The 20264-nt window shown below is 34.2% G+C and carries 16 protein-coding genes; 2 read left to right on the plus strand and 14 right to left on the minus strand.

Annotated elements, in window-relative coordinates; all coding sequences use genetic code 11:
• Positions 1 to 58: 58 nt before the first annotated feature.
• The 3 genes from SBL15_RS06545 to SBL15_RS06555 all read right to left on the minus strand — a co-directional run bounded on the left by SBL15_RS06545 (position 59) and on the right by SBL15_RS06555 (position 2852).
• Positions 59 to 247: a YciI family protein gene (locus SBL15_RS06545; protein ID WP_233641257.1), complete on the minus strand. Its 189-nt coding sequence runs from the start codon at positions 245 to 247 to the stop codon at positions 59 to 61.
• A gap of 141 nt (positions 248 to 388) precedes the next feature.
• Positions 389 to 1240, minus strand: coding sequence for a class I SAM-dependent methyltransferase (locus SBL15_RS06550; RefSeq protein ID WP_107611290.1), 852 nt, complete (start codon positions 1238 to 1240; stop codon positions 389 to 391).
• Positions 1241 to 1412: 172 nt separating this feature from the next.
• Complete coding sequence (locus tag SBL15_RS06555) at positions 1413 to 2852, minus strand: 6-phospho-beta-glucosidase (protein ID WP_107611289.1); 1440 nt, start codon at positions 2850 to 2852, stop codon at positions 1413 to 1415.
• A gap of 214 nt (positions 2853 to 3066) precedes the next feature.
• Here SBL15_RS06555 and SBL15_RS06560 point away from each other — a divergent pair, with 214 nt between their 5' ends.
• Positions 3067 to 3771, plus strand: coding sequence for a GntR family transcriptional regulator (locus SBL15_RS06560; protein ID WP_107611288.1), 705 nt, complete (start codon positions 3067 to 3069; stop codon positions 3769 to 3771).
• Between the two features lie 53 nt (positions 3772 to 3824).
• Here SBL15_RS06560 and lqo read toward each other — a convergent pair whose 3' ends face one another.
• From lqo to SBL15_RS06580, 4 genes are all read right to left on the minus strand, one after another.
• Complete coding sequence (gene lqo / locus SBL15_RS06565; RefSeq protein ID WP_317955506.1) at positions 3825 to 5318, minus strand: L-lactate dehydrogenase (quinone); 1494 nt, start codon at positions 5316 to 5318, stop codon at positions 3825 to 3827.
• A 309-nt stretch (positions 5319 to 5627) separates the two neighbouring features.
• Positions 5628 to 6458 (minus strand): pyruvate, water dikinase regulatory protein, encoded by an 831-nt coding sequence (locus tag SBL15_RS06570; RefSeq protein WP_107611287.1) that lies wholly within the window; start codon positions 6456 to 6458, stop codon positions 5628 to 5630.
• A 1-nt stretch (position 6459) separates the two neighbouring features.
• Positions 6460 to 9087, minus strand: coding sequence for a pyruvate, phosphate dikinase (gene ppdK, locus SBL15_RS06575; RefSeq protein WP_107611286.1), 2628 nt, complete (start codon positions 9085 to 9087; stop codon positions 6460 to 6462).
• A 208-nt stretch (positions 9088 to 9295) separates the two neighbouring features.
• The gene (locus SBL15_RS06580) at positions 9296 to 10177 is read right to left on the minus strand and encodes a LysR family transcriptional regulator (protein WP_107613225.1); all 882 of its coding nucleotides are present in this window, start codon (positions 10175 to 10177) and stop codon (positions 9296 to 9298) included.
• Between the two features lie 120 nt (positions 10178 to 10297).
• Between SBL15_RS06580 and SBL15_RS06585 the strand changes: the two genes are divergently transcribed.
• A complete protein-coding gene (locus SBL15_RS06585) occupies positions 10298 to 11068 on the plus strand; it encodes an SDR family NAD(P)-dependent oxidoreductase (RefSeq protein WP_317955509.1) in 771 nt (256 codons plus the stop codon).
• 117 nt (positions 11069 to 11185) lie between these two features.
• Here SBL15_RS06585 and mbcS read toward each other — a convergent pair whose 3' ends face one another.
• From mbcS to aryK, 7 genes are all read right to left on the minus strand, one after another.
• Positions 11186 to 12781 carry an acyl-CoA synthetase MbcS gene (gene mbcS / locus SBL15_RS06590; protein WP_107611284.1) on the minus strand — a complete coding sequence of 532 codons (1596 nt, stop codon included), beginning with the start codon at positions 12779 to 12781 and terminating at the stop codon, positions 11186 to 11188.
• Between the two features lie 165 nt (positions 12782 to 12946).
• Positions 12947 to 13420, minus strand: a complete 474-nt coding sequence (locus SBL15_RS06595) for an antibiotic biosynthesis monooxygenase family protein (RefSeq protein WP_107637492.1) — start codon at positions 13418 to 13420, stop codon at positions 12947 to 12949.
• A gap of 71 nt (positions 13421 to 13491) precedes the next feature.
• Positions 13492 to 13704, minus strand: a complete 213-nt coding sequence (locus SBL15_RS06600; protein ID WP_037538349.1) for a sterile alpha motif-like domain-containing protein — start codon at positions 13702 to 13704, stop codon at positions 13492 to 13494.
• A 116-nt stretch (positions 13705 to 13820) separates the two neighbouring features.
• A complete protein-coding gene (locus tag SBL15_RS06605; RefSeq protein ID WP_053041300.1) occupies positions 13821 to 15002 on the minus strand; it encodes an amidohydrolase in 1182 nt (393 codons plus the stop codon).
• Between the two features lie 182 nt (positions 15003 to 15184).
• A complete protein-coding gene (locus SBL15_RS06610; protein ID WP_107637493.1) occupies positions 15185 to 16567 on the minus strand; it encodes an MFS transporter in 1383 nt (460 codons plus the stop codon).
• A gap of 12 nt (positions 16568 to 16579) precedes the next feature.
• Positions 16580 to 17755, minus strand: coding sequence for a M20 family metallopeptidase (locus tag SBL15_RS06615; RefSeq protein WP_317955513.1), 1176 nt, complete (start codon positions 17753 to 17755; stop codon positions 16580 to 16582).
• A 146-nt stretch (positions 17756 to 17901) separates the two neighbouring features.
• Positions 17902 to 20166, minus strand: coding sequence for a transcriptional regulator AryK (aryK, locus tag SBL15_RS06620; RefSeq protein WP_317955515.1), 2265 nt, complete (start codon positions 20164 to 20166; stop codon positions 17902 to 17904).
• Positions 20167 to 20264 lie beyond the last annotated feature (98 nt).

Below are 20264 nucleotides of genomic sequence, written 5' to 3' on the forward strand. Positions count from 1 at the left end.
ATTATAATAAAAATAAATACTACACCAACAAACCCTGTCAGAATAGTATTTAAGATTATTATTCATTATTAAATTCTTCGTTTGTGAGTTGCTCGAGATTACCGAATAATGGTTTCCACTCTTCAATGGTATAATTTGAAATCAATCCCTTATACCAAAATGGATCTTTCTCAAGTAATGTCATTAATTCGTCTCGATTTTTAACTTTAAATATTAAATAAGCTTCTTTTATATCTTTTCCGCGCATTCACTGTAGGACCAGAAACGATTAAATGTCCTTGTTTGATTAATTTCTTCAAATATAAAACATGTGGAACAACGTACTTTTTCCATCTTTTTAAATCAGTGTGTTCAAATTTTACGATGTAGTGTTTCATCGAATGCTCCTCTAAACTTGAATCAATACTTTACCAAATTTACCCCCAGTGATAACAAGTACGGTATCGCCATATTTATCTCGTAAATAGTGTTCTACGCTTGCAAGTTGCTGTTCATCTAGTTCCACTTCTACTTCTTTTAACCATTGTGGCAATTGTTGCATCACATCTTCAATTGGTTTGTCATTATGTTGCGTATGGCGTTCGATTAATGTTTCATAAGTATAATCATTAAAGTATAACAACTGTAATAAATAATACATATCCGCCGTCATAGGTTGACTTTCTTCATCTAAAAATGCCACGACTTCATCGACAATTGAGTTTTCCTTAGGTCCTGCAATTAAACTGACATAAACATATTTCTGTGCAATATCGATTGCCTTGCTAACCGCTTCCCACGTCGTCACTGCTGGACACATTGACGCAAAAACTAAATCATGCTGCCCTAATTCTTCTAGCTGAGCATCTTCAAACGATTGATTTAATGTTTTAAGTGCTACACCGTAATGATTTGCATTATCTTTTAACATGTCATGTAAAATTGGCGATGGTTCCAACGCTGTAACTTTTGCACCTTCTTTAGCAAACGGGACACTGAACACTCCTGACGCAGCCCCTACATCTAACACACTTAAATTACTAAATGGACCTGTTTGTTGCTCAATCCAATTCATAATACGTTTCGTACGTTGCTGACTTTCTTCTGTAAAAGAATTTTTATTAAAGTTTTCAGCCCACTTTTCAAAACCTGGTGCCGATGGATCACCTAAACCTGCACGTTTCATCCTTTTATCCTGAGTATTAGGGTCAGCTTCCCACTCTTTCTCCCAATATTGATTACTAAATATATCTTTTGTCATAAGTAATCTCCTTTTTATTTGATACCCTCATCTTAACCACTCTTGTATAGTTCATAAACTAATTCGCATTCTTATTAAAAAAAGCTTTCAACCAATCCAAAGCAAGTTAGCTACGCTTTGAAAATGATTGAAAGCTAATGTTGTATTCTATTATTCCTAATAATTTCAAAAGTTATAGTTCTTCACCGTTTGACTCAATCACATTACGGTACCATTCAAATGAATCTTTCTTTGTACGTTCTAGTGAGCCATTTCCTTCATTATCACGATCTACGTGAATTAAGCCATAACGTTTTTTCATTTCACCTGTTGTAAATGACACGATATCAATAATACCCCATGGTGTGTAGCCCATTAAATCAACACCATCTTTGTCAACTGCATCAATAGCTGCTTTGATATGTTCACGTAAATAATCTACACGATAATCATCATGGATTTTACCGTTTTCATCAAACTCATCCACGGCACCAAAGCCATTTTCAACAATAAATAATGGAATTTGATAGCGATTATATAAGGCATTTAATGTGTAACGTAACCCTACTGGATCGATTGCCCAACCCCAATCACTCTTCTTAATATAAGGGTTATCTACTGAATTAGGTAAACCACCATTAACAATATTATCTTCGACACTTGCTTCATTATCATGTTTTACGACAGTTGACATATAGTAGCTAAATCCAATGTAATCCACTTTACCATCACGTAAAATTTCATCATCACCCTCTTGCCAACCAATGTCGAAACCTTCACGTTCAAACATCTTCGTCGCATAACCTGGGTAATAACCACGCGCATGAACATCAGGGAAGAAGAAACGCATACGACTAGCCACTTCTGCTTCCATAATATCATTTGGATTACAACTATATGGGTAGATTGGAACATGTGAAATCATCGCACCAATTTCGAATTCAGGATTGATCGCTTTACCAATCTTAACTGCTTTAGCACTAGCGATTAATTCATTATGAGCTACTTGGTACAATACCTCTTCTTTATTATCGTCCTCTTTTAATGAGACACCTGAGTTTGTCCATAAGAAGATTGGATTATTAATGTCCATTTGGTTATTAATTTCGTTAAATGTCATCCAATATTTCACTTTATCTTTATAACGGTTAAATACTGTTTCCGCAAAATGAGCAAAGAAATCTGCCACTTTACGATTTCTGAAACCACCATATTCACGCGCTAAGTGTAACGGCATTTCAAAATGTGAAAGTGTGATAACAGGTTGAATGTTATATTTCAATAACTCATCAAATAAGTCATCATAGAATTGTAAACCTTCTTCATTAGGTTCAACTTCGTCACCTTTTGGAAAAATTCGAGTCCAAGCAATTGATGTTCTTAAGCATTTTAAGCCCATGTCACTAAACATTTTCACATCTTCTTTATAGCGATTGTAGAAATCAATGCCAACATGATTTGGATAATATTTGCCAGGTTCTACATCTTGTGTGATTTCACGCGCTTTACCGTGTGCGCCAGCTGTCATAACATCAATGACACTTAGTCCTTTTCCACCTTGGTCATAGCCACCTTCGAATTGATTAGCCGCTAAAGCGCCACCCCATAAGAAATCATTAGGTAATTTAGACATATTCCAAAACTCCTCTTCCAAATTATTAATCATACGTTTTTATTTTTTAACAACTGTCATATTTTTTATTAGAATGCAAACCCTTTCAAAAACTATTATAATTATACCGGTACAATTTGTAAACAGAATAATCAAAATTATACCGGTACAATTTACTAATAGGGTTTTACATTTGTTATAATAAATATAAATTACGCATTAAGGGAGTTAAATGATGTTAAAGTACGAACGAATTGCTCAAGATATTACAAGTGCCATTGCAAATGATGAATATAATGTTGGTGATAAACTTCCAAGTGTCGAACAATTAAAAGCACGATATGAAGTTAGCAAAAGTACCATTATTAAAGCATTAGGGATACTCCAAAGAGATGGTATAATTTTCCAAACAAGAGGCAGTGGTATTTATGTACGAAATAAAAATAAATCCGGTTATATCAACCTTTTGAAAACAAAGGGCTTCTCAGATAATTTACAAGGTCATGAAGTAACAAGTAAAGTTCTAACGTTTGAGACGATAAAACCTGATGATGAAGTAAGAGCGCACTTACGTTTAACGGAACAAGATGAAGAAGTTTATTATGTCGAACGTATTCGCTATTTAGATCATAACCCTTTATGTATTGAAACATCTTACTTCAATAAAACATTAGTTACTCACCTTGATCGTGACAGTGCGGAACATTCAATATTTGACTATCTTCAATCACAACTTAAGATCAATATCGGCTTTTCAGATATCTATTTCTATATTGATTTTCTAACTGAAGGTGAAGCGCCACAATTGGATCTCAATCTAAATGATCCTTGTATGCGTCATGATTTGACCTTTTACACTAATAAAGGAATACCATTCGATTATTCGAAGATTGTTTACCATTATGAATATGCTAACTTCTTTATCCCTATAGAAAATTAAAAAAGAGTCGCTTGAGCTATAAACTCTCAAGCGACTCTTATTATTAAAACATCTTATTTAGCGTCTTCATAGTATCCTAATTCAAGATCTTTAGACGTTTGACGACGTATTTTTCTCATTAATTCAACATCTTCAATTAATGATTGACCGTATGATGGAATCATTTCTTTAATTTTAGCATTCCATTGGCCGATTTGTTCTGGGAAGTTTTTCTCAAGAACTTCTAAAGCTACTGAAACTGAAGTTGATGCCCCTGGTGATTCACCAAGTAAAGCAATTACTGAATGGTCTTCAGAGTTAACCACTTCTGTACCGAATTGGATAAATCCTTTACCTTCTTTTTCAGTATCTTTAATTACTTGTACACGTTTACCTGCTGTGTATAATTCCCAATCTTCATCACGAGCTTCAGGATAGAATGTACGTAAGTGGTTCATACAACCCTCTTTAGTCATGATAATTTGATCAAATGAATATTTAATCAATGGTAAGTTTTTAACTGCAGCAGCTAACATCGTTGTAATATTATAAGGTTTAATAGATTTGAATAAATCTAAGTTTGAGCCATTTTTAAGGAATTTAGGTCCAACGTTCGCAAATGGTCCAAATAATAAAGTACGTTTACCTTCGATGTAACGCGCATCAAGGTGAGGTACTGTCATTGGTGGTGTGCCTGGTGGTTCTTTACCATATACTTTCGCATCATGTGCTTCAATCACTTGTGGATTAGTACATGCTAAGAATTGACCAGTAATAGGGAATCCACCTAAATGTTTACTTTCAGGGATACCTGTTTTTTGTAGTAATGGAATTGCAGCACCGCCTGCACCAATGAATACATAGTCAGTAACTTCTTCAAATACGTTACCAGTTTTAAGGTCTTTGATTTTAACTTGCCATTTACCATTTGATAAACGTTCAAAGTCAAGTACTTGGTGACTATATTTAACTTCAACATGCTCGTCTAATTCTAAGTGACGTGCCATTTTACGTGTTAATTCACCAAAGTTAACGTCTGTACCTTCGTCGATTTTACTAGCGGCCATTTTGCCGTCATCAACGCGACCTTGCATCATTAATGGAATCCATTTTCTCATTACTTCAATGTCTTCAGTATATTCGATGTTATCGAACATTGGTGATTGTTTCATTGCTTCGTAACGTTTCTTCAAGAATTCTTTATTGTTAACGCCTCTAACAAAACTAATGTGTGGAAGAGGATTAATAAATTCTCTTGGATTCTCGATATGTCCTACTTTCACTAAGTGACCCCAGAACTGTTTTGAAATTTCAAATTCTTCGTTGATTTCTTTTGCTTTATCAATGTCAATTGAACCATCAGGTTGTTGAACAGTATAGTTCAATTCACAAAGTGCAGCATGACCAGTACCAGCGTTGTGGCGTTCATTAGAACTTTCTAGACCTGGTCGATCCATACGTTCATAAAGCTTGATATTCCAATTAGGCTCAAGCTCATTTAACATAGAACCAAATGTTGTACTTAAGACACCCGCACCAATTAAAATGACGTCTTTTGATTCTGCCATGGTTGTACACCTCTCCAAATTTATTAGTTAACAACTAAAAAGTTATTACTTACTACTCTTTCTCCCTAATATAAAGTAATATCTTTTTATATTAAGATTGTTAAGCCTTTCATTTCTATGTTAAAACAAATATGGTAAATTGTAAATTGGAGAAACTTAATTAAAATTATTTTTTTATATAAAATTGAAAGCATTATCGCTACCTAGTTTTAAAATAAAAACACTTAGTTACAAATATGCAACTAAGTGTTTAAATTTATATACATTCCACTATCTAAATTGCAATCAAAGACTTCTTTCTTCTTGCAATTACAATTTAGGTTGTAAAAACTTCTCAATATAGAATGCTGACTCTTCAATTGATTTATATTCCGTATTGATGACTGTCGCACTTAATTTCTTAAAGACTTCCTCAGCATATACAAGTTCTTTCTTAATACGATCCAAGTTATTGTATCGTGATTCACTAGATAAACCTAATGTTTCTGCACGATTCTTTCGTATGTTTGCAATATATTGTGGACTCGCAGTTAATCCAAATACTTTTAATCCTTTTTGTTTATAAACATTATCAGGAATTTCAATTTCAGGTACCAATGGAATATTAGCTATTTTATAACCTTTGTTAGCTAAATACATACTTAATGGTGTTTTGGATGTTCGTGACACACCAACAATTAATGCATCCGCTTCACCTATATCAGTAAAATGTTTACCATCATCGTATTTAACAGAGTATTCAATCGCTTCAATACGCTTGAAATATTCATCATTTAATTTACGTAACGCACCACTCTCCATAAGCGGTTGACTGTGTGTTACCTTCTCAATAATGCTAATTAAATCAGACATGTAGTCAACATAAGGAATATCATGTTCATGCGCAAATTGATGTCCCAATGCGTTAAAGGATTCACTTACTAACGTCGTCGCTACAATCGCATGTTGTTCACGTGCTAAATTTAAAATATTTAAGAATTCCTCTTCATCTTTAATATATGGAAATTTCTTAATTTCAACATTATGCAAATCAGGGAATTGTGTTAATGTTGCATGAATCATTCGTTGTGCTGTTTCGCCAATGGAATCTGATACGATAAATAACTTTAGAATTTGTTCATTTGATTGAGTTTGGTTCACTTTACTGCTCGCTTTCCTCCGCTTGACTCTGAGCTGTTGCTAAAATTGCACCTGGAACCCGGAATGGTGAGCATGAAACATAGTCTATCGCTAATTGATTGAAGCGACGAATTGACTTAGCATCTCCACCTAATTCACCACATACACCGATTTTGATTTTCGGATTCACTTTTTTAGCTTGTTCAACTGCAATTTCGATTAATTTTCCGACACCATCTCTATCTAACGTTTGGAATGGGTCAAGCTTCAATATATTACTTTCAGTATACACATTTATAAATTTACCTGCATCATCTCTTGAGAAACCAAATGTCAATTGTGTTAAATCATTTGTACCAAAACTAAAGAAATCACAATGTTTTGCTAATTCATCTGCTACTAAACATGCGCGCGGCGTTTCAATCATTGTGCCGATTAAATACGGTACGCTGTCACCTTGTTCATTCTCTAATTGTTCGATGGTTTTAACCAGTTTCTCCTTAAGCGTTGTGAATTCTTCCACAGTTGATACTAGCGGAATCATAATTTCAGGTTTACATGTTATACCCTCTTTTTTAAGTTTTAATACGCTTCCCATAATCGCTTCAACTTGCATTTCATATAACTCAGGGTATGTGATTGCAAGTCTACAACCACGATGTCCTAGCATTGGATTCACTTCATGAAGATCTACAATGCGTTTATTCAATACTTCTTTAGGAATATTGAGTTGTCGTGCTACATTTTCAACATCTTCATCAGAATTAGGTAAAAACTCATGTAAAGGTGGATCAAGCAAACGGACAATTGTAGGACGCTCTCCAGATAATCGGAATATTGCTTCAAAGTCTTCTACTTGATACTTACGAATATTATTCAAAGCTTCTACTCGTTGTTCATATGAAGATGAAAGAATAAATCGTCGCATTTCAACTAAACGTTCCGCTCCGAAGAACATATGCTCCGTACGAACTAAACCAATACCTTTAGAACCAAAGTCATAACCCGCTTTAATATCTTGAGGCGTCTCTGCGTTCATTCGAACATTCAAGCGTGCAATATCCTCTGACCATTCCATAAATTGAGTGAACTCTTCACTGTGTTCAGCACTCACTGTTTCAATCTCACCTATGTAGATGTCACCTTTAGAACCATCAACTGAAATTGTATCGCCTTCATGAAGTTCCCCGCCATCATAGTAAACTGTCTTCGCTACAGTATTGATCTCTAAATCCGAACAACCTGTCACACAACATTTACCCATACCACGAGCTACAACTGCTGCGTGAGATGTCATACCTCCGTGTGTTGTTACGATTGCTTCACTCGCAATCATACCTTCTATATCTTCAGGAGACGTTTCCGGACGCATTAAGATAACTTTCTTACCTGCATCGGCTTGTGCCTTAGCATCTTCAGCTGAAAATACAATTTGTCCTGTAGCTGCCCCTGGACTTGCAGGTAAACCTATTTTTGAAATTTCAGTCGCTTGTTTTAATGCTTTTTCATCAAAATTAGGATGTAATAATTGATCGATTGATTTCACATCTACATTTGACATCGCTTCTTCTTTTTTAATGACACCTTCATCTACTAAATCTACTGCTATCTTAATTGCTGCACGTGCCGTACGTTTACCATTACGAGTTTGTAATAAGTATAACTTTCCATTTTCAATTGTAAATTCAATATCTTGCATATCTTTATAATGCTGTTCAAGTTGTTTCGTTACTTCAACAAATTCTTGATGTACGTCAGGCATTTGATCGTGTAAAGTTGAAATGTCTTTTGGTGTACGAATACCTGCTACAACATCTTCACCCTGTGCATTTAATAAATATTCACCAAATAATTTATTTTCTCCGCTCACAGGATTACGTGTGAATGCAACACCTGTTCCACTATTATTACCACTATTACCAAATACCATTTCTTGGATATTAACAGCAGTACCTATGTCATGTGGAATATCATTTAAATCACGATAAATTCGTGCACGGTCATTATCCCAAGACTTAAAGACTGCTTCGATTGCTTCTTCTAATTGTTTCAAAGGTTCTTGAGGGAAAGGTTTATACACTTCTTCCATATAAATGTCTTTGAAACGTTCACAAATTTCTTGTAAACCTTCAGCTGTAATTGCAGCGTCATTTTCAAAGTTGTGACGTTGTTTATAATCTTCAAAATATGTATCAAATGCTTGCATCGGAACGTTGTATACCACTTCACCGAACATTTGTAGTAAGCGACGGTAACAGTCATATGCAAAGCGAGCATCACCTGTTTTGTCTGCAAGTTTCTTTACGTTATCGTCATTTAATCCCAAGTTAAGAATTGTATCCATCATACCAGGCATCGATATTTTCGCACCACTTCGTACTGATACAAGTAATAAGTTAGCATCTGAAGAGAATGCTTTCCCAGTTCTCTCTGAGAAGTCAGCAAGATGATCAATTAATTGTGTTTTTACATCAGTTGATAATGATTTACCTTGTCTTAAGTATTCAATACAAGCTGCAGTTGTTATTGTAAAACCATCAGGCACAGGTAAACCTAAACGTTTCATTTCAGATAGGTTAGCACCTTTACCTCCAAGTAAATCTTTCATCGATTTTTGTCCTTCATCAAAAGCATAAATATATTTCGTCATTATAATGTCACCTCAATTAATTATTATGTCATACTAATTAATATTGAGTATGTCATATAATTAAAATAAATACAATTAAAAACATCACATTTAGTTTCAAGATTTATAAAAAAGACACAATTAAAGCATAAAACAGCCTTATGATAATAATTAAAAGTCTGTTTTACACGCTTTAATTGTGTCATACTATTTATATATGTTATTCAGTTTAAGTGATATGATTCTGAAAATAATCAGTTACAAAAGTCTTAAATGACGACGCTACTTCTGTAAAGTAATGAGATTTTTTATAAGCTAAACCAATCTCCCGATAGCAATGTTCATTGTTAATAGGTATTGCTACAATTTGCTTATCCAAATTTCTTAAGGCTTGTTTGGGTGTGAATGAGATGCCTATATTCATAGCTACTAGTTTTAAGATAGCGCTCGAATCCTCAACCTCTACTTGATAATTAGGAACAATCCCTTCTTGTTTTAAAATGCGATCTATCGTATCTCGAAAACCATAACCTTCAATTTGACCTATCAATCGTTCATCTTTAATTTGTATTAATTCAATAGAAGTACATTGAGAGAGAGGATGTTCTTTACTAACAGTTAAATAAATATCATCTTGTATGATAGGTTCCCAACTAATATCGCGATGTTCAATTTTAGAAGATGATATAGCAAAATCTACTTCGTTATTTAAAATCAAATGAGTGGCTCGTTCAGATATTGCTTGATATTGCTTAATTTTAATATTGGGATGTCGTGACACATAATTTTGAATGAGTAATGGCATGACATGTGGAAATGTTACTGCAAAAGTAACTTGACCACTTTCGATACCTGTCAATTCCTTGATTATACGTTCACCTTCATTTAATTCCCTAAATGCACTATCTATATAATTCAGCATTAATTCACCATATCGGTTTAAGTAGATATGTCTGCCTTTCCGGTCAAATAATGCCACACCCAACTCATCTTCAATTGTTGCAATTGCCTTACTTAGTGCTGGTTGAGAAATATTCAGTCGCTTTGCCGCCTCTGTAATATTATTCATATTAGCTACCACTTTAAAATATTTTAGCTTTGTAATCTCCAAATGCTACACCTCAATTCATAACTTTAAGTTATAAAAATATAATTATTACGCATTATACATTATATATTGGCGATGATACCATTAAATTGTGATGAGACTATTTTTGAAAAGGGGATTATTATGAGACTAGAAAACAAAGTAGCTTTAATTACTGGTTCAGGTGGTGGAATGGGCTTCGAAACTGCTAAGCGTTTTGTTGAAGAGGGTGCAACAGTTATCATTTCAGACCTTAAAGAAGATGTAGTCAATCAAGCGGTTGACACACTTTCTAAAGAAACTAATCAAAAGGTATACGGTTATGTCTTAGATGTTTCTAAAGAAGCTAGCGTTGAAGATACATTTTCGAATATTAAGCATGATATTGGTAAATTAGACATACTCATTAATTGTGCGGGTATAACTGGTACTGACAAAACGACAGACCAACTCACAGAAGAAGAATGGGATCAGGTATTTGCAGTCGATATAAAAGGCGTATTCTTCTGTACTAAACATGCTGTACCACTCTTACGTGAAAATGGTGGCGGTTCAATCGTCAACTTCTCATCTATCTTAGGTTTAGTGGGTACAGATGAACTCACACCATACGCAGCTGCTAAAGGTGCTGTTACAAATATGACACGACAAGATGCCATCAGCTTTGGTAAAGATCACATTCGTGTTAACTCTGTTCATCCAGGTACAATATTAACACCTTTAGTGAAAAAACTCGGTGCAGAAACAGAAGGTGGTTTAGAAGCCTATACTGCTAAAATGTCTGAACGTCATCCAATTGGCTATTTAGGTGAACCTGTAGATGTTGCCAATGCAGTATTATTCTTAGCAAGTGATGAAGTTCGATTTATTACAGGTGCAGCATTAACTGTAGACGGTGGATACATTGCCAGATAATATGCTTCATCAATTGGTATCGATTACTCAATCAAATACAAACTGATACACAAAAATAACACCTCGTTAGATGACCAAAGCATTTAACGAGGTGTCTTTTATACATTAAAATCGATATTATTTAAATCCATTTTCTTTATTATATTTCTCACGTTCAGCATCGCGTAATTCAACACGACGGATTTTACCTGAATTTGTTTTAGGTAATGAGTCTACAAATTCAATTGCACGTGGGTATTTATATGGTGCTACTTCATTCTTCGCGAAAGTTTGTAATTCTTTAACAAGGTCAACATTACCTTGATAATTATCTTGTAAAATAACGAATGCTTTAACAATGTTGCCTCGAATTTCATGAGGACTTGCTACAACAGCACATTCTTTAACGGCCGGGTGATTTGTTAAGGCATCTTCAACTTCAAACGGTCCAATCGTATAGCCTGAACTGATGATAATATCATCTCGTCGACCTTCAAACCAGAAATAGCCATCTTCATCTATATGCGCTAAGTCTCCAGTAATGTAATAGTCACCCGCTTGAGCTGCTTTCGTACGTTCTTCATCTTTATAATAACCTTTAAACAAACCAGGGAAATCAAGTGGTAAAGCTATATTTCCTTTAACATTTGTTTCAACCGGTTGTCCTTCATCATCAACGATCGTAACACGGCTACCTGGGATTTCTTTACCCATTGAACCTGGTCGTGATTTAGTGTCTTTTAAGAACCCGATTAATAAAGTACTCTCTGTTTGTCCATAACCATCACGCACCGTTAAATTAAAGTTATTGCGGAATTGTTCTACAACTTCACGGTTTAATGGCTCGCCTGCTGATACAGCACTGTGAAGGTGTTCTAAGTTATATTCTTGTAAATTGTCTAATTTCGCCATCATACGATATTCTGTTGGTGTACAACATAAGACATTGATTTCAAAGCCTTGTAATAATTCAAGATAACGAGAAGGGTTGAATTTACCATTATAAACAAATGCTGTTGCGCCTGAACCCATAATTGATAAGAAAGGACTCCATACCCATTTTTGCCAACCTGGTGCAGCTGTCGCCCACACTAAGTCGTCTTCTTTAATACATAACCAATGTTCTGGCGCCATTTTCATGTGTGCAAAGCCCCAACCATGAGAATGTGTAACAGCCTTAGGATTTCCTGTCGTTCCAGATGTATATGATAAGATGGCTAAATCGTCTCTTGAAGTTTTTTCAATATCTAACGCATCACTTTGAGACGCTTTTTCATCTTCAATATTAATCCAGTCCGTTTCGTGTCCGTCAATGATAAATTTCGTTAATGCGTCATACTCTTTAACGCCTTTGAACTCTTCAATAAAATCAGATTTAGCAATTACTGCTTTAATCTCACCATGTGTAATTCGATATTGTAAATCTTTAGTTCTTAGCATTTCTGAACTAGGAATGATCGCAATACCCAGTTTTAATGCAGCAAGATAAAGTTCATATGTCATAATTGCTCTCGGCATCATGATTAATACTTTATCTCCTTTTTTGAGCCCGTGATTTAATAAGACATGTCCCACTTTATTGGCATTTTTAATTAATTCTGAATATGTCACTGTAATTGGTTCGTCTACCCCATTTTCATAAATTAGGGCTTTCTTCGATGTATTAGAAGCATGTTTCTCAATTTCTGAAACAATATTGTAAGTCTCTGGTGCTAATAAACTTGAATTATCCATTACTATACTCCCTTTCAGTTCGACCTTATTTATTATCTTATCAAACGCTTTAGTCTGATGAAATCAAAATCATTTATGTAAACGTTTTTACAATTTGATTTGAAATTGAAAAAGATTAGCACATATGTCGATAACAATGACATTGGCTTAATCTTTATATCTGTACTAGAAAATATGACTTAAATCTAATTTTGACTCTAAACCAGATAGCTCAATACGCACATTATAAGATAAATCACGATTAACAATGTTGCGATCAACACCACGTTCAGTGCCTCTATGTTTATGGGTTTGACTATATTCATTAGAATTCTGCCAATCATAAAATGCCTGACGTTCTTCCCATAAAGTTAAAATAATATAGTGTCGTCCTGCTACTTGTGGACGTAAAAATCTTAAAGCTTTAAATCCTGGAACATTTTGTAAGTATTTAGGACGTTCTAAGAATTTCTTCTCGAATACATCTTCCATACCTTCATTAACAAATAAATGATTTAACACACAAAAAGAATCATTTGATAAATCATCAATCACTTCTAACACATCATATTGATGTTCATCATTATTTTTCTTTATTGAAATCGTGTTATCGCCTTTTTCTTCTACTACATAAGTTTTGTAACTATCTTTTAAAATCATGATTCTTATCCTTCATTTCTAAACTAGCACTGAGCTACTATTAAATTTGTATATCTATATGCGTTCTGTCATTATAATTGGCTTTGTTCATAAAGCGAGATAGAACGCTTTACGATTTCTAAAAATTCGTGGTCCAATGTTGTAATTTTCGTAAAATAACTAAGTATGTTATCAGAAATTCGTTCATACTTTGGGAAATGCTGATCTTGGCTAATCCAATGTGCAAGTTCGCCTAAAGGGGTTTGGTCACCAATAAATCCTTGCATAAATTCGTAAAAACTCATTATCTCACCCCAGTGTTTAGATATACGCTAATACTATCATGATACATAGCTTTACACTAGTACTGGAAAGCCAACAATTTCTGAACTTTTGTTGGCTATGTTGAGATAAGCATTTTTTATTTAGAATTTAAGTAATCTAACACAACTGCACCCACAGCTTCTGCTGCGACTAACATACTTTTCTCATCAATTTTAAATTTAGGGTGATGATGAGGGTACGCTTTTCCATCTTGAGGCGCAGCACCTGAATAAATAAATGTGCTTGGCAATGTTTTAGCATAAAATGCGAAATCTTCTGATGGCGGTTGTGCTTCACATTCTTCTACCCCTTTTACGTCATCTAAATCAGCTTTTTTAATAGTTTCTGCAACATAATTTGTAAAATCAGGGTCATTATATAGTGCTGGATAGTCTTTACTAAACTCAAAGTCACATTTAACACCAAATGTTGCTTCAAGACCTTTGACCATTTGTTGTAATTCGTCAGCAATTTTATCACGTGTAGCATCGGTTAATGCACGCACATCACCTTCAAGCTCGATTTTATCTTTGATGACATTAAATTGACCTTTACCATCAAATGAGCCAATTGTTACAACACCTGTTTCAAACGGGTTAAGGCGACGTGAAACGATTGTTTGTGCAGTAGTAACAAAGTTAGCACCAGCGACAATCGCATCGTTTGCTGTATGAGGTGATGAACCATGACCACCTTCACCTTGTATCGTTAACTTAAAGTATGAACGACCTGTTTGAACATTTTCAGGACGGTAGAACACTTTACCCGGTTCCATATTCGTCATTACATGTGTACCTAGCACATGATCGACACCATCTAGCACGCCATCTTCAATCATGCCTTTGGCACCACCTGGAGGCATTTCTTCTGCTGGTTGATGAATAACGATCACTTTACCGTTAAATTGATCTTTCATTTCAATTAACGTTTCAGCTAAAATTAACATATACGCAGTATGCGCATCATGACCACATGCATGCATCACACCATCATTTTTAGACGCAAATGACAATCCAGTATCTTCTTGGATTGGTAAAGCATCAAAGTCTGCTCTAATCGCAATTGTTTTTCCAGGATTGCCGCTATCGATAGTCACTTTCACACCATTTTCACCGACATTCGTTTTAACTTCACAGTCTTTGTCTTTATAGAAATCAGCAATATATTTAGGTGTTTCTGATTCTTGGAATGATAATTCTGGATGTTCATGTAAGTGTCTACGAATTTCAATCATTTTTTCTTCTTTCTCTTGTAGACGTTTTACTAGATCTTTCATCATTATATCCACTCCTTTTTCCTCATTATATGCTTTTCTCTTTGAACAATGTTGCGTCACGGTTTCATATGTTCCAAACATGATTCAATGTTACATTCATTTATAGTCTTCTTTTCCCGAAAAAAGAAGCATATGCGAACATTGATAAATGCTTGCATATACTTCTGTTAAATGGTTATCGTTAATTATTTAGATTGTTGTTTAGGAACACCGATAAGTATAACTGTAAATGAAATGATTGCCATTAAAATGTTCAACCATAATCCTAACATTGCACCAAAGTTAATATTAATCATCGCTGCCCCGATACCATATAGCGTACCTGAAAGGGCAATACCAAAGGCACCACCAAGTGAAGATGCCATTTTATAAATACCAGATGCCACACCTACTTTATCTTCAGGAGAATTTGAAATGGCTGTATCGGTAGATGGTGTCGCATAGAAACCTAATCCTAGTCCGTATAGTAAGTAACCAATGACACATACGACAACATACATTTGTGAAGATAGGAATGTAAATGATATTAATAAAATACCAACCATATTCAATGCAGTACCCAGTAACATTGGTTTTCTTGCGCCAACTTTTTGGAGAACCTTTTCACCGACACGAATCATCAATAATACTGTAATTAAATACGTAATTGAAAGTAGTCCGGTTTGAAATGTTGAGAAACCTAACCCTTGTTGAACAAATGTATTAGCAACGATTAGCGTACCGGCAACTCCATTCAACATGAAATTAGAAACTGTTGCACTCGTATACGCTTTATTATTAAATAATTTAAAGTCTATTAATGGGTAGTGCATTTTCATTTCGACACGAACAAAGATGATTGTTGAAATAATAAACACTGCAATTAAAGCTAAAATCGTTGGTGAGAATAAACCTAATTTAGCACTTTGAGTGATTACAACATTAATACTTAGCATCATGATGACAAACAACGTAAGTCCTACAAAGTCAAATTTAGTATTTGTTGTTTGGTTCGCTTTAGTTTCAGGAGTACCTTTAATTAATAGAATAGCTAAAATCGCAACAATAATAGAGATAATATAAATCCAGCGCCAACCAATTGCTGTATCAATCATACCTCCAAATAGAGAAGCAAATCCTGAGCCACCCCAAGACCCAATTGACCAGAAGCTCAACGCACGTTGTCGATCTGAACCTTGATAATACGTTTTAATGATCGCTAATGTAGATGGCATAATTGCTGCTGCTGATAACCCTTGAATAATACGACCAAGAATTAACATTAGTGTAAATGGTGTTACAATGATCAATAATGAGCCAATAATACTCAATATTAAACCAATGTACGTCATTTTTACGCGGCCTAATTTATCGGCGAAGCTACCTGCACCAACGACAAACATACCACTAAATAACGCCGTAATACTTATCGCAATACTTGTTGTACCAATACTACTTGAAAATGAATGTTGAATTGTTGGCACTAAATTGAGTAATGATTGCGCAAACAACCAAAATGTAATTACGCCGAGTACAATACCTAATAAAAGCTTATTATTTCCAGTGAATTGTTGTTGTTTCATTTCCATAATGCTCTCCCCTTAACTTAAGTAGTCTAAAACGACTGTCCCTACTGCTTCTGCAGCTACTAACATTGATGATTCATCAATTGTGAATTTTGGATGGTGATGTGGATAAATCTTGCCATCTTTAGCTGCAGCGCCTGAATAAATAAATGTACTTGGTAATGTCGCTGCATAGAAAGCGAAATCCTCTGAAGGTGGTTGAGGTTCACAAACTTCAATACCTTGAATATCATCTGCATCCGCTTCTTTAATTGTTTGTGCAACATATTGTGTAAATTCAGGGTCATTATATAATGCTGGATAATCCTTTTTAAATTCGAACTCACATGTAACGCCAAACGTTGATTCAAGACCTTCTACTAAGCGTTTCAATTCTTTTTCAATTGTGTCACGTGTGTCATCAGTTAGCGCTCTTACATCACCTTCAAGTTCTACCGCATCTTTAATAACATTAAATTGACCTCTACCATCAAATGAACCGATTGTAATAACGCCCGTTTCAAATGGATTTAAACGTCTTGATACAATCGTTTGTACTTCCGTAACAAATTGAGCACCTGCAACGATCGCATCGTTTGCCATATGTGGTGAAGATCCATGACCACCTGAACCTTGTACTTTTAATTTAAAGTAAGCACGTCCAGTTTGTACAAAGCCTTCTCTATAGAATACTTTTCCTGCTTCCATTGTGCTCATTACATGTGCACCTAACACATGGTCTACACCATCAAGCACGCCATCTTTAATCATGCCTTGCGCACCACCTGGAGGCATTTCTTCTGCTGGTTGATGAATAATAATAACTTTACCTTTAAATTGATCGTTCATTTCTATTAATGTTTCACCTAAAATTAACATATAAGCTGTGTGTGCATCATGGCCGCAAGCATGCATAACACCTTCATTTTTTGAAGCAAAAGGTAAGCCCGTAGCCTCTTGAATTGGTAAAGCGTCAAAGTCTGCTCTAATCGCAATCGTTTTACCAGGTTTACCACTATCTATCGTCACTTTGACGCCATTAGGTCCTACATTAGTCTCTACTTCGCAATCTTTATCTTTGTAGAAATCAGCGATATATTTTGGCGTTTCCTGTTCTTTGAATGATAACTCAGGATGTTGATGTAAATATCTTCTTATTTCAATCATACGTTCTTCTTTTTCTTGTAAAGTGTTAATTAATTGTTTATTCATAATTCATCTCTCCTCACTTATTATTGTATCGTTTATCTCTAAATTTAATATTCAATCATTGTCCTATTCAGCACTAAATTTATTTATTTTCGAATTAAAAAAGGATAATGACAAAAATTAATGATTAATTTTTGTCATTATCCAACTTATACATACTTATTCACTTCTATAATATGAATGGAATTCGTCATTACTTTTAAATGATAGGTAAGTGTTTCTTCTACCTCCACTTCTGCGATATCCAATTTAGGATATGAAATACGATTAACATAATCAATCGTTTCCTGATCCATACCATATGTTGTATTGTGTTGTTGCCATACCCGATATAAAGCACCGTTCTCTTTATCTAACGTGTAGTGTTTAATTTTATATAGGCCACTTTGAAGTTGATTAATTTCTATTTTAAAATTTCTCTTTTCCATTACATTCGGCTGCTCTGAAATCGTGTAGTAAGGATTGTAATGATCCGCATCCCATACAACAATTTGAAGATGTGTATCGTCGCCAACAACCATACATTCTTCATTTCTGAATCTCACATTATTTTGCAACATTCTAAAGAAATTACTTGTAAAGAATGCAGGGCGTTTACCATCAAATTGATGATATAAGTCAATTCCCATTAATTGATGTTCATTCATGACACCATATTTTTGGTGTAATTCATAATTCAGCCAATAACCCACCGTACACACTTTTTCATTAATATCTAATAATTGTTTAAATATAATACCCGCTCTAAAATATTCGCCATTAGTAAGATTTGAATTACCAGTTAAGGTATTCCAGTTGAGTAACATTAACGGCATAGCTTTCTGCTTTGTCGGGAGCCATTCGACTATGGCTTCTACTGTCTCGTTGATATGATTTTTAGCATACTGATACTGTATATCTTCAGAAACTTCTAAATTGACTACGTCATTCTGATTAGCTTCAAACGCTAACATGTTAACTTGTTCAGGATGATCTTTAATGAGTAACTTCAAGTTATTTTTTTGATTACTGAAATCTTGATAATTTACAATAAATTTCACGTTAGATATATAACGATTAAATACTTCATATAATTGAATGTACTGTTTCAGATCTATGGCGTCTATAATTACTGAAAGTTGCATTCTACTGCTATGTGTTGTCATATTTATAAAATGTTTAAGAATCTGTAACCATGTATCACAATACGCTTGAAATGCTGTTGCACTATGTGGCGGTCTCAAACGAATACTCAAATGTATTTGATGGTTCATTAAAAATAACAAACACTCATCTAAAGTCATATATTGGTGGCTATGCGGAATAATTTCATCAGATGCAACGACATGTTCTCTCCAAGAAGTATCATTTACTAAATCTTGTACCATTACAGTATCTAAACCAACTCTATCTTTCACTTCCAATAATTGCTCTCTATAACGATGCACGCGCATATTGACGATACTTCCAATTTGAACGATATGATTGTATTTATTTAAATATCCAAGACTGTCTTCTAATTGAATATCGATTTCTTTTTGGGGTTCTGCCGAATGAATGATTACATCCATTTGATTATTCACAAATGACGACAAATATTGAATATACCTCTTAATACTTTGCTTATTTAAAGGTTTCATTTTCAACTGATTCAAGTCTTTAACTTGAAATTCCTTACGATAATCACCCGGTGTCATGTGATACCATAATTTAAAATGTTTAGCTAATGACGTTGAATTAGAAAAACCATTCTTCATTGCTATGTCAGTAATTGAAATATCACTATATTTCAAATCATGTTCAGCATTTCTCGTTCTCACTTTATTAAGATAACTATTAAACGACGTTCCTAATTTTTTCGTGAATAATCTAGAAGTGTACGAACTAGACAAATTAATATAGTCTGACAAATCATCCAAACCAATACGTTCCATATAATGTTGATTAATGAATTCCGAAGCGAGACTAGCAAACACATCATCTTTATTATGTTCATGAATCAACTCTTGTCTAGATTGATATGGAATAAATTTCACCAGCATTTCAATTAATTGAATCATCATTTGATCTATATGTAATTGATGAAACTTCCCTTTTCTTAAATATGTAATCCCTATTTTAGCTAACAATGTTTTGATGTCATCATGTATTTTTTGAGATACTTCTTCAAAATGAAAATAAATATTCTTATCTTCTATGTAATGAGAAAAATAATTATTAGACAGTCGAAGCGACATATAACTTACATCTGAATCTTCTAAAATCAAAAAATTTTGATAGCTATTGATTAATATTAAATCTCCAACATGATAGTGCTTATTTTGATTTTCACTCTGACATGTGACGTTACCTTTTAAAATTAAATTTAGCGATAAATAATCAGAGGCAATATCTTCCTTTTTAGTGTCGAACGTGATTTCATAGTTAGTATTCAAGAGGTATTCACCCGCCCTTCTCAATCACTTCTTCCAATCTATAATATCAAATTTTGATGACTAAGAAGATTTTAATAACGTGATATTGTTCTGAATGT

Origin of the sequence: Staphylococcus sp. NWU MKU2 (assembly GCF_033283605.1) — a bacterium.
In the GTDB taxonomy this organism is placed as follows: domain Bacteria; phylum Bacillota; class Bacilli; order Staphylococcales; family Staphylococcaceae; genus Staphylococcus; species Staphylococcus haemolyticus.

Excerpts from the sequence above, each read along its gene's own strand:
- SBL15_RS06545 (WP_233641257.1), bottom strand. The coding sequence starts at position 247 with ATGCGCGGAAAAGATATAAAAGAAGCTTATTTAATATTTAAAGTTAAA.
- SBL15_RS06550 (WP_107611290.1), bottom strand. The coding sequence starts at position 1,240 with ATGACAAAAGATATATTTAGTAATCAATATTGGGAGAAAGAGTGGGAA.
- SBL15_RS06555 (WP_107611289.1), bottom strand. The coding sequence starts at position 2,852 with ATGTCTAAATTACCTAATGATTTCTTATGGGGTGGCGCTTTAGCGGCT.
- SBL15_RS06560 (WP_107611288.1), top strand. The coding sequence starts at position 3,067 with ATGTTAAAGTACGAACGAATTGCTCAAGATATTACAAGTGCCATTGCA.
- lqo (WP_317955506.1), bottom strand. The coding sequence starts at position 5,318 with ATGGCAGAATCAAAAGACGTCATTTTAATTGGTGCGGGTGTCTTAAGT.
- ppdK (WP_107611286.1), bottom strand. The coding sequence starts at position 9,087 with ATGACGAAATATATTTATGCTTTTGATGAAGGACAAAAATCGATGAAA.
- SBL15_RS06585 (WP_317955509.1), top strand. The coding sequence starts at position 10,298 with ATGAGACTAGAAAACAAAGTAGCTTTAATTACTGGTTCAGGTGGTGGA.
- mbcS (WP_107611284.1), bottom strand. The coding sequence starts at position 12,781 with ATGGATAATTCAAGTTTATTAGCACCAGAGACTTACAATATTGTTTCA.
- SBL15_RS06595 (WP_107637492.1), bottom strand. The coding sequence starts at position 13,420 with ATGATTTTAAAAGATAGTTACAAAACTTATGTAGTAGAAGAAAAAGGC.
- SBL15_RS06600 (WP_037538349.1), bottom strand. The coding sequence starts at position 13,704 with ATGAGTTTTTACGAATTTATGCAAGGATTTATTGGTGACCAAACCCCT.
- SBL15_RS06605 (WP_053041300.1), bottom strand. The coding sequence starts at position 15,002 with ATGATGAAAGATCTAGTAAAACGTCTACAAGAGAAAGAAGAAAAAATG.
- SBL15_RS06610 (WP_107637493.1), bottom strand. The coding sequence starts at position 16,567 with ATGGAAATGAAACAACAACAATTCACTGGAAATAATAAGCTTTTATTA.
- SBL15_RS06615 (WP_317955513.1), bottom strand. The coding sequence starts at position 17,755 with ATGAATAAACAATTAATTAACACTTTACAAGAAAAAGAAGAACGTATG.